This window comes from Citrobacter sp. Cpo142 (assembly GCF_030332425.1).
Classification (GTDB): domain Bacteria; phylum Pseudomonadota; class Gammaproteobacteria; order Enterobacterales; family Enterobacteriaceae; genus Citrobacter; species Citrobacter portucalensis.
In genome coordinates, this window is record NZ_JAOWHW010000113.1 from 401,462 (window position 1) to 413,973 (window position 12,512).

Sequence of the window (12,512 nt, forward strand, 5' to 3'; positions counted from 1 at the left end):
CTTATTCCTCTGGATCAGTGAATCCCAATAGCCAGGTAAACAAGAACCCGGCGATAACTGCTACCAGATAGCCTAACAGATAGAACATCACTTTTCCGGCAACAATCGTCAGTGCCAGCGGTAATCCGGAAATGCCAAAGGTGATGACCGTCGCCACCTTCCAGTAGCTAATCAGCGCCCCACCTACCGCGCCGCCAAGACAGGCACCGATAAACGGCTTACCCAACGGCAGCGTTACGCCAAAAATCAGCGGCTCGCCAATCCCCAGCAGTCCGACCGGTAGCGCCCCTTTGATCACTTTCTTTAGCCGCGCATTGCGGGTTTTCATCAAAACCGCAATCGCAGCACCTATTTGCCCAACGCCCGCCATCGCCAGGATCGGAAAGAGCGCGTTATAACCGTGCGCCTGAACCAGTTCAACATGGATGGGCACCAATCCCTGATGAAGCCCGGTAAGTACCAACGGCAGGAAGGTTCCCGCCAGCACGGCACCGACCAGAAAACCGCCGCGATCGATAGCCCAGGATGCGCCGTGAGCGATAGATTCAGAAATCCATCCGCCAAGCGGTTGCAGCGCCACAATCGCGATTACGCCGGTAATGATGGTGGTCAGCAGCGGGTTAAGGATAAGCTCCAGTGATTCTGGCAACAGCGCGCGGAATTTACGTTCGATCCAGCACATCAGCGCAACCACCAGCAATACCGCGATCACCCCACCGCGCCCCGGCTGCAACGCTTCGCCAAACAGGGTAATTTGCGCCAGCTGAGGGCTGGAGAGGATCCCCGCCATCACCCCGCCCATTGCCAGGGAGCCACCGAAAACTTTGGCGGTATTCACCCCGACCAGAATATTCATAATGGCAAATACGGCGCTGCCAAATATGCCCATCAACCCCAGCATATTTGGATAGTGGGTCGCAAAATCCCCCACGATATCCGGGCGCTTAAGGATGTTAATAATGCCGGTAATCAAACCGGAGGCGATAAACGCCGGAATAAGAGGGATAAAGACGTTCGCCAGCTTACGCAGCGCATCGCTCATCGGCGCTTTGTACTTCGCTTTGGCCTCTGACTTGGTGCGCTCAATATCATTGGCATCTGCTCGCTCGCCGCCATCGGCAATCAGGGAACGCATGGCATCCACCACTTTGGCTGCTTTACCGGGACCGACAATAATCTGGTGCTGTGCGCCCTGCTTCACGTAGCCGCTAACGCCGGGCAGTTGCCTGAGGCGGGGAATATCGATCTGCCCGTCATCCTGAACTTCCACCCTGACACGGGTCATACAGTTTTCCAGACGCAGAATATTGTTCTCTCCGCCAACGCCCAGCAGGATGTCGCTGGCCAGCAACGCCGTCTTATCCATATACACCTCTTAGTGTTCTAACGCCGCGCGTAAAAAACCCTGGTGAGCGGCAAGTTTTTCGCGGGCGGCAGCAGCATCCAGGCCGGTGAGCGCCATTAAAATAGCCGGCTTAACATCATAATCCGTCTGCTTCAGCAGCGTTTCAGCTTGAGCACGCGCAATGCCGGTGGCTTCAACCACCATACGGCACGCCCGATCGACCAGTTTGACGTTGGTTGCCTGCATATCCACCATCAGGTTCTGGTACACCTTGCCAAATTTCACCATCGCGCCGGTGGAGATCATATTGAGCACCAGCTTTTGCGCGGTGCCGGATTTCAGTCGTGTTGACCCGGTCAGCGCCTCTGGCCCCACCACCGGAGAAATGGCAATGTCCGCTTCATGCGCGATAGGGGAATCCGGATTGCATGAAATAGCCGCCGTCGTACAGCCCACCGAACGCGCATATTTCAACCCACCAATGACATACGGCGTACGACCAGAAGCAGCCAGCCCCACCACCAGATCCTGTGCGGTAAGATTGAGCGTACGCAGATCGTCTTCACCTAGCTGCGGGTTATCTTCTGCGCCTTCTACGGCCTTAAGCAGCGCACCCGGTCCCCCGGCAATCAGCCCAACCACCAGACCGTGCGGAACGCCGAAGGTTGGCGGGCATTCAGACGCGTCCAGCACCCCAAGACGCCCACTGGTACCTGCTCCCATGTAAATAATGCGTCCACCGGCTTTTAGCGCGTCAGCTGCCGCATCAACCGCGCGCGCAACTTCAGGAAGAGTTGCTTTTACTGCTTCAGCTACCAGCGTATCCTGTTGATTAAAACGATGAACCAACTCCAGAGTGGAGAGCGCATCCAGATCCATGGTCTGAGGATTGCGGGTTTCTGAAACTAACGCACCGAGATTCATTTTTTGTTCCTTAGGAATTTTTAATTCATAATAATCTGTCATAATGGAATATTATATTCACTAAGGCGAGTGATATTTTGTTTTGTAATCGCCATCACATTTTCGCCAGGAGAAAGCATGAACTGTTTAATTCGCATTCGTCAGCGTTATCCGGATCTCGCGCAAAGCGATAAAAAGCTTGCGGATTATCTTCTTGCTCAACCGGATGCTGCGCGTCATCTCAGTTCACAACAGCTGGCCTTTGAAGCGGGCGTCAGCCAGTCCAGCGTGGTGAAATTCGCGCAAAAGATGGGCTTTAAAGGATTCCCGGCACTCAAACTGGCGATTAGCGAAGCATTGGCCAGCAATCCCAATCCCCATTCCATTCCGGTACATAATCAGATTCGCGGTGACGACCCGATGCGAATGGTAGGCGAGAAACTGATTAAAGAGAACGTGGCGGCGATGCATGCGACGCTGGACGTCAACAGCGAAGAGAAACTGATGGAGAGCGTCACGATGCTGCGTTCAGCCCGCCGCATTATCGTGACCGGGATTGGCGCATCGGGTCTGGTGGCACAGAATTTTGCCTGGAAGCTGCTGAAGATTGGTTTTAACGCGGTGGTGGAACGCGATATGCACGCCCTACTGGCGACGGTGCAGGCGCTTTCGCCTAACGATCTACTGCTGGCCATTTCGTATACCGGAGAGCGTCGAGAGCTCAACCTGGCTGCGGATGAAACGTTGCGCACCGGCGCGAAAATCCTCGCCATCACCGGATTCACACCGAACGCCCTGCAGCAACGGGCAAGTCATTGTCTGTACACCATTGCCGAGGAGCAGGCCACGCGCAGCGCAGCGATTTCCTCCACCCATGCGCAAATGATGCTCACTGATTTACTGTTTATGGCGCTGGTGCAGCAGGATCTGGAGCATGCCCCGGAACGTATTCGCCACAGCGAAGCACTGGTAAAAAAACTGGTCTGAGCAAAGAATGCGCGTATAATGCCCGCCCGATTTGTGATGTTTTGAGAGTTTCCTGATGGCCCTGTTAATCACTAAAAAGTGTATCAATTGCGATATGTGCGAGCCCGAATGCCCGAATGAGGCGATTTCGATGGGTGATAGCATTTACGAGATTAACAGCGACAAGTGTACGGAATGCGTAGGCCATTACGACACGCCAACCTGCCAGAAGGTGTGCCCGATCCCCAATACTATTTTGAAAGATCCGGCGCATGTCGAAACAGAAGAGCAGCTGTGGGATAAGTTTGTGCTGATGCACCACGCCGATAAACTTTAGCCGCGTCGCCATCTGGCGATGAAGCTCCTACCCTGCCCCTGCAACAAACGCATAACCCGTAGGCCGGATAAGACGCTACGCGTCGCCATCCGGCAACGTCCTGAATCTAACTTTCGATAATCACCGTGGCGCAGGCGTAGTGACGCTCATCGGCCAGCGTCACATGCATGTGCGCAACGCCGAGTTTTTCCGCCAGTTTTAACGCCTCTCCCCATAATCGCAGACGCGGCTTACCGAGTTCGTCGTTAAAGACTTCAAACTGATTAAACGCCAGCCCATTGCGAATACCCGTGCCAAAGGCTTTTGCTGCCGCCTCTTTGACTGCAAAACGCTTCGCCAGAAAACGCACCGGCTGCTGATGCGTTTCCCAGATTGCCCATTCGTTGTCGCTGAGCACACGTCTTGCCAGGCGGTCGCCGGAACGGGAGATCACCGCTTCGATGCGGGCAATCTCCACGATATCCGTACCTAATCCCAGAATCGCCATTAGCCACGCGCTTCCAGCATCAGGCGCTTCATTTCGACTACGGCCTCTTTCAGGCCGCTCATCACCGCACGTCCGATAATGGCATGGCCAATATTCAGCTCGTGCATTTCCGGGATCCGCGCGATAGCTTTAACGTTGTGATACGTCAGACCGTGACCCGCATTCACCTTCAGGCCAAGGCTTGCAGCAAAAGTCGCCGCTTTGGCGATACGCGCCAGTTCGCTGGCCTGTTCTGCGTCGGTTTTCGCATCGGCGTAACAGCCGGTGTGAATTTCAATAAACGGTGCGCCAACTTCCGCAGCGGCCTTAATCTGCTCTTCATCGGCATCGATAAACAGCGAAACCAGAATGCCTGCGTCCGCCAGACGTTTGCAGGCATCGTGCATCTTGTCACGCTGGCCGGCGACGTCCAGCCCACCTTCAGTGGTAACTTCCTGACGTTTTTCCGGCACCAGGCAGCAAAAATGCGGCTTAGTCTCAACGGCAATCGCCAGCATCTCTTCAGTGACCGCCATTTCCAGATTCATGCGCGTATCCAGCGTCTGGCGCAGAATACGTACGTCACGGTCGGTGATATGGCGACGGTCTTCACGCAGATGTACGGTAATACCGTCTGCGCCCGCCTGTTCAACGATAAACGCTGCCTGAACCGGGTCCGGATATGCGGTACCGCGTGCATTACGTAAAGTGGCAATGTGGTCAATGTTGACGCCTAACAGTAATTCGGCCATGACAATCCTCGTTTTTTATTTTCGCTTCGGCATAAACTGCCGGAATAATTCGCGGCTCTTTAAGGGCTTACCACCAAGATACGGCTTTAACGCCATGCGGGTAAAGCGTTTCGCGGCGCGAAGCGTATCAGCATCCGGAAATTCCCGCGATTCGAGTGCTTTCAGATGGCGTCCGGTAAAGGTGGCGTTATCAATCACTACGCTGGCGATAAACCCTTTTTCTTCCCGGTAGCGATAGGTCATGGTGTCGTCTACCGGCTCGCCGCTGCCTGCACAGTGGGTAAAATCGACGCCATACCCCAGATGACCAAGTAAGGCCAGCTCAAAGCGACGCAACGCAGGTTCTGGCGAACCCGTGGCGCCAGCCAGCGCCTGAATACAGTTCAGGTAATCGAAAAAGAGTGCAGAAAAGCGGGTTTCGTATTCGAGTACGCGCGAGATAAGCTCGTTAATATACAAGCCGCTGTACAGCGTGATTCCGCTAAGGGGGAGTGCCAGAGAAACGGCTTCGGCGCTGCGCAAGGTTTTGACCTCGCCACGTCCACCAAAGCGAAGCAACAACGGGGTAAAAGGCTGGAGTGCGCCTTTAAGATTGGAGCGTTTGGAACGTGCGCCTTTAGCCACCAGGCGCACGCGACCCGACTCTTCCGTGAAGACATCCAGCACGAGACTGGTTTCGCTCCAGGGGCGACTATGCAGGACAAAAGCGCGTTGCCATCCTTCCATATACTCGCCGTGTTTCAGAAGATGTGTTTAGACGTCGTCGCCGTAACCGAGGCTACGCAGCGCGCGTTCGTCATCGGCCCAGCCGGATTTCACTTTCACCCACAGTTCGAGGTGAACGGGCGCTTCGAACATCTCCTGCATGTCTTTACGCGCTTCGATGCCGATGGTTTTAATCTTGGCCCCTTTGTTGCCAATAACCATCTTCTTCTGCCCTTCACGTTCGACGAGGATCAGGCCGTTAATGTCGTAGCCGCCGCGTTCGTTAGAGATAAAACGCTCAATCTCCACGGTAACGGAGTACGGCAGTTCAGCCCCCAGAAAACGCATCAGCTTTTCACGTATGATTTCAGAGGCCATAAAGCGCTGAGAACGGTCGGTGATGTAATCTTCCGGGAAGTGATGAATAGCTTCCGGCAAATGCTTACGCACGATGCCCGCAACGGTATCGACATTCAAGCCGGTTTCGGCAGAAATCGGTACGATATCAAGGAAGTTCATCTGGCTTGCCAGGAACTGCAGGTGCGGCAGCAGATCGGCTTTTTCCTGAACGTTGTCGACTTTGTTGACGGCCAGAATAACCGGGGCTTTGCCATCACGCAGCTTGTTGAGCACCATTTCGTCGTCCGGCGTCCAGCGGGTGCCTTCGACAACGAAAATAACCAGTTCAACATCACCGATCGAGCTGCTCGCCGCTTTGTTCATCAGGCGGTTAATAGCCCGTTTTTCTTCCATATGCAGACCCGGGGTATCAACATAAATCGCCTGATACGCGCCTTCGGTATGGATGCCAACAATACGGTGACGTGTTGTCTGAGCCTTACGTGAGGTAATAGAAATCTTCTGCCCAAGCAGATTATTCAACAGGGTGGATTTGCCGACGTTCGGGCGACCGACGATAGCAATAAATCCGCAGTAGGTTTTCTCTTCGCTCATTCCAGCTCCAGTTTTTTCAACGCCTGTTCGGCGGCAGCCTGCTCAGCCTTACGACGGCTCGAACCTGTGCCAACCACCGGTTCACTCAGGCCGCTGACCTGGCAGTGGATAGTAAATTCTTGATCGTGCGCTTCACCACGGACCTGCACCACCAAATAAGACGGCAGAGGCAGGTGGCGACCCTGCAAATATTCCTGCAGGCGCGTTTTCGGATCTTTTTGTTTGTCGCCTGGGCTAATTTCATCCAGACGAGTTTGATACCAGTTCAGGATCAATTGCTCAACGGTTTGAATATCGCTGTCGAGGAAGACGCCGCCGATCAAAGCTTCAACGGTATCCGCCAGGATTGATTCACGACGGAAGCCGCCGCTTTTCAGCTCACCAGGCCCCAAACGTAAACATTCACCGAGGTCAAACTCACGGGCTAATTCTGCCAGCGTATTGCCGCGAACCAGCGTCGCGCGCATGCGGCTCATATCACCTTCATCCACACGCGGGAAACGGTGATACAGCGCATTAGCGATAACAAAGCTCAAAATAGAGTCGCCTAAAAATTCTAAACGCTCGTTATGTTTGCTGCTGGCGCTCCGGTGAGTTAATGCCTGCTGCAACAGCTCCTGATGATTAAAAGTGTAGCCCAGCTTCCGTTGAAGCCGATTAATTACGATGGGGTTCATGCGATACCAATAAATGAATGCGTCAACAATTCAGCACACGAAACAGACCTGATATACGCACTTCGCTGAGCCATCCGGCTTCGCCTGCATGCTTTTGTATACAAACCAACGCTGTTTCGTGTGCCGTGGCAACCTGTCGGTGCCAACCTAAAACTTCGGGGGAATATTCTATACACAACGACAAGGGATGTCGTTAGTCTGCGGGAATTTATCCGAGAAATAATTCACGCTGCCGCCGTAATGACGACAACGTGAACAATTATCGGTGATTAGTGAATGCCACCAATACGGCTTAAACGCACACCGGTCGGCCATTCACCTTCTTGCTTATCGAAACTCATCCAGATAGCGGTCGCTTTACCAACCAGATTCGCTTCCGGTACAAATCCCCAGTAACGGCTGTCCGCGCTGTTATCACGGTTATCACCCATCATGAAGTAGTGTCCCGGCGGAACGATCCAGGTTGCCAACGGCTGACCAGGTTGACGGTAATACATCCCCACCTGATCCTGCGCAATCGGCACGGTCAGAATGCGGTGCGTAACCTCACCCAGCGTTTCTTTACGCTCAGAGAGGCGAATACCGTTCTCTTTCGTTTCGTTCAGCGGAACTTCAAAGAAGCCGCTGGTCGCTTCACCGCCGTTACGACGAGCAAAGGTCTGTACAAAATCACTTGGCTGAACATCAGAGTACGTTACCGGCAACGCGTTTTCACACGCCTGACCGGAACGGCATCCTGGCTGAATAGTCACCTCTTTCGCCACTGGATCGTACGTTACTTTGTCTCCCGGTAAACCGACAGCACGTTTAATGTAGTCCAGACGCGGGTCTTCCGGGTATTTAAACACCACGATATCACCGCGTTTCGGATGACCGGTTTCGATCAACGTTTTCTGGTAAATCGGATCTTTAATCCCGTAGGCGAATTTCTCCACCAGGATAAAGTCACCGATAAGCAGCGTCGGCATCATCGAACCTGACGGGATCTGGAATGGTTCATAGATAAATGAACGCACCACCAGCACAATCGCCAGTACAGGGAAAACGGACGCCCCGGTTTCCAGCCAGCCTGGCTTAGGTGCCACTTTTTTCAGCGTAGCTTTATCCAGTGAATCACCTGCAGCAGCTTGCGCTGCTGCCTGACGCTCCCGGCGCTTTGGCGCGAAGATGAATTTATCTACGCACCATAAAATGCCCGTCACCAGTGTGGCAATCACCAGAATCAGGGCAAACATGTTCGCCATGCCAACTCCTTAAGATTATTTGCTGTCTTTACCGACATGCAGAATGGCGAGGAACGCTTCCTGCGGCAGTTCGACGTTACCGATCTGCTTCATGCGCTTTTTACCCTCTTTCTGTTTTTGCAGCAGCTTTTTCTTACGGCTGATATCGCCACCGTAGCATTTCGCCAGAACGTTTTTACGCAGCTGCTTAACCGTTGAACGCGCGATGATGTGCGTACCAATGGCCGCCTGGATCGCGATATCAAACTGCTGGCGAGGGATCAGATCTTTCATCTTCTCAACCAGTTCACGGCCACGGCTCTGGGAGTTGTCACGGTGGGTAATCAGCGCCAGTGCATCGACACGTTCGTTGTTGATAAGGACATCAACACGCACCATGTCAGACGCCTGGAAGCGTTTGAAGTTATAGTCCAGCGACGCGTAGCCGCGAGAGGTCGACTTCAGACGGTCAAAGAAATCGAGTACGACTTCCGCCATCGGAATCTCATACGTCAGCGCCACCTGGTTACCGTGGTAAACCATATTGGTCTGGACGCCACGCTTCTCGATACACAGGGTGATGACATTGCCAAGGTAAGCCTGCGGCAGCAGCATGTGACACTCAGCGATCGGCTCACGCAGTTCGTAGATGTTGTTCAGCGGCGGCAGCTTGGACGGACTATCGACGTAGATAGTCTCTTTCGCCGTGGTTTCAACTTCGTAGACTACGGTCGGCGCGGTGGTGATCAGATCCAGATCGTATTCACGCTCCAGACGTTCCTGAATGATCTCCATGTGCAGCAGACCAAGGAAGCCACAACGGAAGCCGAAGCCTAGCGCGGTAGAGCTTTCCGGCTCGTAGAACAGGGAGGCGTCGTTCAGGCTCAGCTTGCCAAGCGCGTCACGGAAGTTTTCATAGTCGTCAGAGCTCACCGGGAACAGACCGGCGTAAACCTGCGGCTTCACTTTTTTAAAGCCTGGCAGCGGTTTGTCTGCCGGGTTACGCGCCTGCGTCAGGGTATCACCAACCGGTGCGCCGAGGATGTCTTTAATCGCACAAACCAACCAACCTACCTCGCCGCATTTCAGCTCGGTACGGTCAACTTGTTTTGGCGTGAAGATACCCAGACGGTCGGCGTTATAGACCTGACCGGTGCTCATCACTTTAATTTTGTCGCCTTTACGCATGGTGCCGTTTTTAATACGCACCAGTGACACCACGCCAAGGTAGTTATCGAACCAGGAGTCGATAATCAGCGCCTGTAAGGGGCCTTCTGGATCACCCTCCGGCGGCGGAATGTCGCGTACCAGACGTTCAAGAACGTCAGTGACGCCAACGCCGGTTTTCGCCGAGCAGCGAACGGCATCCGTCGCATCAATACCGACGATATCTTCGATCTCTTCCGCTACGCGTTCAGGATCGGCGGCTGGCAGGTCAATTTTGTTCAGTACCGGTACTACTTCCAGATCCATTTCCATGGCGGTATAGCAGTTAGCCAGGGTCTGCGCTTCAACGCCCTGTCCGGCATCAACCACCAGCAATGCGCCTTCACAGGCAGCAAGCGAGCGGGAAACTTCATACGAGAAGTCAACGTGGCCCGGGGTGTCGATAAAGTTAAGCTGATAGGTTTCACCATCAGATGCTTTGAAATCGAGCGTCACGCTCTGCGCTTTGATAGTAATACCGCGCTCACGCTCAAGATCCATCGAGTCGAGAACCTGCGCTTCCATTTCACGGTCAGACAGGCCACCGCAGATCTGGATAATACGGTCAGACAGCGTCGATTTACCGTGGTCGATGTGAGCTATGATTGAAAAGTTACGTATGTTCTTCATATAGTGTAATTATTGTGCCTTACGCCCGCCGGAGCAGGCTCTGAGAAGTCGCTGATCTGAGCTTAACGTCTGTTTAAGTGAAACGCCGCATTCTACACTACAACGCTGAGGCGAGGAAACGTTCATAGAGCAAGGATAGCGGGAACTGGAAACAACCTTGCAAAGTCGGTGAAACTTTTGCCGGATGGCGTCATAAACGCCTTATCCGGCCTACGCTTACATCTGAGCACGCTGTAGACCTGATAAGCGCAACGCCATCAGGCAAAGATATCACTGCTGGGTTTCGACGCGAATAAGATCGGGTGGGAGAGCAACGTTCAGAATGACCGGCTGCCAGGCTTCGCGTTCAGCAAGCTTACGAGAGTATCCACGAGCAATCAGGAATCCGCCCACGCCCCCCAGCACTGCGCCGCTTAATGCGGCAAGATCGGAACCAAACAGCACCTGGAACAGCGCAGCGAAAAGAAACAGTCCTGCCAACGGAGACATGTAGACCAGCATCGCCGATCCCAGCAGGCTACCTTCGGCAATGCCCAGTTCAACTTTTTGACCTGGGGTCAAGGGTTCGTCGCAGGGCACCACGATGGTGTGTGTGGTCTGTGGCCCCAGTTTGTTCAGCACGCGGCTCCCGCATCCGGCCCGGGAAGCACAGCTGCTACATGATGCTTTAACATCGCAGCTGACCGTCGCCAGACCATTTTGCCAGGAGACGACCGTCGCCCACTCTTTAATCATTGTGCTGCCCTGAACTTGATATTGTCCGCGATACGCTTCGCCGTTTGCGGTGGAAGCTCGCCCACAATCGTAATCTCCGCGTTATCACGCACGCTGGTGCTGACCGTTCTGCGGCCAGTACGCAGCAGTTGATCGGCACTGTTCTGCGTCGCACGGTTTACGTTCACGGAGAAACTAAACAGGCCATCAGAATAAAGGCGTGATTCAATCGGCATGTTATCCATCGTCGGCAGCGGACGTCGACTGCTTGAGACCTCACTGAAACCTTGTGGCAACCACGACGGACTCCAGTTGAAGTTGGTTTTCTCGCCCGCAGGAACCGACAGCAACGGTGGTAAATTCGCTTTTGCTAGTGTCTGCATGCTGTCGCTAACACCGTTATTCACGGTAAAGGAGATCACACGGAACTGTTCCAGCGTTTCGCCATCACGATCGAGGAGATCGACACGCATCGGCAGTTTGGTCTCCGTGTCCATCCAAACGATATAGCTGTAACGGGTGCCGTCACGCGCCACAACGCGGATCACTTCACAGAGGCGATCGGCAATACGGGTGCGGCCTACTGAGATAAAATCATAGTAGGGAGCAAGGCGTTTGAAATCGGTGTAAATCAGGGATGGCAGAGAGTCAACGATATAATCGCCGTTCAGCGTGAACGGTTCGAGGCCAGGCTCAAAATAGCTAATTTCGTTGCCGCGTTGCACCACTTCCCTGCGTGGTCCATCCATTTGTAACAGTTGCGCGAGTGGACGGTTATCCTGGCGGGCATGACGATAACGTAGGGATTCAACACCCTGCTTATTGATGCTGACAAATGACAGCTCATAGGTTAGCGACTGGCTGGCCAGATTCATCTGCTGCAACAACGCCCCGGACGCAGGATTGGCCGAGGCGTTTACAGAGAAGAACAGGCTACCAGCCACAAGTGACATGGCAAACCAAAGTTGCTTCATTACTGCGATTGCGTTCCTAAAGTTTGAATTCCTGGCACCTGAACAGCGGCTTGCTGTGTTTGCGCCTGCTCAAACTGAAGCTGTTCAGAGTGCAGTCGACGTTGCAATTCGTAATCCTGCAACATGGCATTAATACGACGACGCTGCTCCTGTACCTGCTGTTGTTGACCGCCGCTGGCCGTCGCGTCAGAAGGTACACCCAGGCTTACCGGACTGGCTTTCCCCATCATCGGTAATGTATTAAATACCGGTGTTTCGGGCTGCTGGGACGTTTCAGATTGCCCATTATAGTGCTGGACGCCAACGATAACTGCAAGTGATACGCACGCGGCCACACCCATTTGGGTAAGCTGCGCGGCCCACGGACGCATTTTCTTCCAGAATGGCATTTTCTGCCACTGGTGCGGTGCTGGCTGGGCCTCAGGAATCAATGGCGCCGTCTGACGTACTGGCTCATCCTGGATGGCGGCCATAACGCGGGCGGAAATATCGAAATGGAGAACGTCGGCGGTATCACCTCGCATGGAATCGCGAATCAGGTGATAACTCTCCCAGGTTTTTTGCATTTCCGGGTCGTGAGTCAGCTCTTTGAGTAACTCAGTATCCAGCGTTTCGCCATCCATTAAAGCGGAAAGTTTTTCTTTCTGCATGCCTAATACC

14 protein-coding genes are annotated in these 12,512 nt (G+C 53.7%); 2 read left to right on the forward strand and 12 right to left on the reverse strand.

Annotated features, from left to right (window positions below; all coding sequences use genetic code 11):
• Position 1 precedes the first annotated feature (1 nt).
• Both OGY18_RS11665 and murQ read right to left on the reverse strand, forming a co-directional pair.
• Positions 2–1,366, reverse strand: a complete 1,365-nt coding sequence (locus tag OGY18_RS11665; RefSeq protein ID WP_286553064.1) for a PTS transporter subunit EIIC — start codon at positions 1,364–1,366, stop codon at positions 2–4.
• Between the two features lie 9 nt (positions 1,367–1,375).
• The gene (gene murQ / locus OGY18_RS11670) at positions 1,376–2,269 is read right to left on the reverse strand and encodes an N-acetylmuramic acid 6-phosphate etherase (protein ID WP_003835317.1); all 894 of its coding nucleotides are present in this window, start codon (positions 2,267–2,269) and stop codon (positions 1,376–1,378) included.
• Positions 2,270–2,386: 117 nt separating this feature from the next.
• Here murQ and OGY18_RS11675 point away from each other — a divergent pair, with 117 nt between their 5' ends.
• Both OGY18_RS11675 and OGY18_RS11680 read left to right on the forward strand, forming a co-directional pair.
• The gene (locus OGY18_RS11675) at positions 2,387–3,235 is read left to right on the forward strand and encodes a MurR/RpiR family transcriptional regulator (protein WP_003835318.1); all 849 of its coding nucleotides are present in this window, start codon (positions 2,387–2,389) and stop codon (positions 3,233–3,235) included.
• A gap of 55 nt (positions 3,236–3,290) precedes the next feature.
• The gene (locus OGY18_RS11680) at positions 3,291–3,551 is read left to right on the forward strand and encodes a YfhL family 4Fe-4S dicluster ferredoxin (protein ID WP_003037590.1); all 261 of its coding nucleotides are present in this window, start codon (positions 3,291–3,293) and stop codon (positions 3,549–3,551) included.
• A gap of 106 nt (positions 3,552–3,657) precedes the next feature.
• Here OGY18_RS11680 and acpS read toward each other — a convergent pair whose 3' ends face one another.
• From acpS to rseA, 10 genes are all read right to left on the reverse strand, one after another.
• A complete protein-coding gene (gene acpS / locus OGY18_RS11685; protein WP_003037588.1) occupies positions 3,658–4,038 on the reverse strand; it encodes a holo-ACP synthase in 381 nt (126 codons plus the stop codon).
• Positions 4,038–4,769, reverse strand: coding sequence for a pyridoxine 5'-phosphate synthase (gene pdxJ / locus OGY18_RS11690; protein ID WP_126317551.1), 732 nt, complete (start codon positions 4,767–4,769; stop codon positions 4,038–4,040). The genes acpS and pdxJ overlap by 1 nt, the downstream gene beginning before the upstream one ends.
• A 15-nt stretch (positions 4,770–4,784) precedes the next feature.
• A complete protein-coding gene (gene recO / locus OGY18_RS11695) occupies positions 4,785–5,495 on the reverse strand; it encodes a DNA repair protein RecO (protein WP_008785495.1) in 711 nt (236 codons plus the stop codon).
• A gap of 27 nt (positions 5,496–5,522) precedes the next feature.
• Positions 5,523–6,428 (reverse strand): GTPase Era, encoded by a 906-nt coding sequence (gene era / locus OGY18_RS11700; protein WP_003037581.1) that lies wholly within the window; start codon positions 6,426–6,428, stop codon positions 5,523–5,525.
• On the reverse strand, positions 6,425–7,105 hold the full coding sequence (gene rnc / locus OGY18_RS11705; RefSeq protein WP_003037579.1) for a ribonuclease III: 681 nt from the start codon (positions 7,103–7,105) through the stop codon (positions 6,425–6,427). The genes era and rnc overlap by 4 nt, the downstream gene beginning before the upstream one ends.
• A gap of 269 nt (positions 7,106–7,374) precedes the next feature.
• Complete coding sequence (gene lepB, locus OGY18_RS11710; protein ID WP_003835329.1) at positions 7,375–8,349, reverse strand: signal peptidase I; 975 nt, start codon at positions 8,347–8,349, stop codon at positions 7,375–7,377.
• Between the two features lie 15 nt (positions 8,350–8,364).
• Entirely contained in the window at positions 8,365–10,164 is a 1,800-nt protein-coding gene (gene lepA, locus OGY18_RS11715) for a translation elongation factor 4 (RefSeq protein ID WP_003037577.1), read from the reverse strand.
• A 270-nt stretch (positions 10,165–10,434) separates the two neighbouring features.
• Positions 10,435–10,899, reverse strand: coding sequence for a SoxR-reducing system protein RseC (rseC, locus tag OGY18_RS11720; RefSeq protein ID WP_003037576.1), 465 nt, complete (start codon positions 10,897–10,899; stop codon positions 10,435–10,437).
• Positions 10,896–11,852, reverse strand: a complete 957-nt coding sequence (rseB, locus tag OGY18_RS11725; protein WP_003835334.1) for a sigma-E factor regulatory protein RseB — start codon at positions 11,850–11,852, stop codon at positions 10,896–10,898. The genes rseC and rseB overlap by 4 nt, the downstream gene beginning before the upstream one ends.
• Positions 11,852–12,502: an anti-sigma-E factor RseA gene (gene rseA, locus OGY18_RS11730; RefSeq protein ID WP_008785497.1), complete on the reverse strand. Its 651-nt coding sequence runs from the start codon at positions 12,500–12,502 to the stop codon at positions 11,852–11,854. The genes rseB and rseA overlap by 1 nt, the downstream gene beginning before the upstream one ends.
• Between the last annotated feature and the right edge of the window lie 10 nt (positions 12,503–12,512).

What these genes read in the sequence shown, in the direction of transcription:
- OGY18_RS11665 (WP_286553064.1), bottom strand. Translation starts at nt 1,366, where the DNA reads ATGGATAAGACGGCGTTGCTGGCCAGCGACATCCTGCTGGGCGTTGGC.
- murQ (WP_003835317.1), bottom strand. Translation starts at nt 2,269, where the DNA reads ATGAATCTCGGTGCGTTAGTTTCAGAAACCCGCAATCCTCAGACCATG.
- OGY18_RS11675 (WP_003835318.1), top strand. Translation starts at nt 2,387, where the DNA reads ATGAACTGTTTAATTCGCATTCGTCAGCGTTATCCGGATCTCGCGCAA.
- OGY18_RS11680 (WP_003037590.1), top strand. Translation starts at nt 3,291, where the DNA reads ATGGCCCTGTTAATCACTAAAAAGTGTATCAATTGCGATATGTGCGAG.
- acpS (WP_003037588.1), bottom strand. Translation starts at nt 4,038, where the DNA reads ATGGCGATTCTGGGATTAGGTACGGATATCGTGGAGATTGCCCGCATC.
- pdxJ (WP_126317551.1), bottom strand. Translation starts at nt 4,769, where the DNA reads ATGGCCGAATTACTGTTAGGCGTCAACATTGACCACATTGCCACTTTA.
- recO (WP_008785495.1), bottom strand. Translation starts at nt 5,495, where the DNA reads ATGGAAGGATGGCAACGCGCTTTTGTCCTGCATAGTCGCCCCTGGAGC.
- era (WP_003037581.1), bottom strand. Translation starts at nt 6,428, where the DNA reads ATGAGCGAAGAGAAAACCTACTGCGGATTTATTGCTATCGTCGGTCGC.
- rnc (WP_003037579.1), bottom strand. Translation starts at nt 7,105, where the DNA reads ATGAACCCCATCGTAATTAATCGGCTTCAACGGAAGCTGGGCTACACT.
- lepB (WP_003835329.1), bottom strand. Translation starts at nt 8,349, where the DNA reads ATGGCGAACATGTTTGCCCTGATTCTGGTGATTGCCACACTGGTGACG.
- lepA (WP_003037577.1), bottom strand. Translation starts at nt 10,164, where the DNA reads ATGAAGAACATACGTAACTTTTCAATCATAGCTCACATCGACCACGGT.
- rseC (WP_003037576.1), bottom strand. Translation starts at nt 10,899, where the DNA reads ATGATTAAAGAGTGGGCGACGGTCGTCTCCTGGCAAAATGGTCTGGCG.
- rseB (WP_003835334.1), bottom strand. Translation starts at nt 11,852, where the DNA reads ATGAAGCAACTTTGGTTTGCCATGTCACTTGTGGCTGGTAGCCTGTTC.
- rseA (WP_008785497.1), bottom strand. Translation starts at nt 12,502, where the DNA reads ATGCAGAAAGAAAAACTTTCCGCTTTAATGGATGGCGAAACGCTGGAT.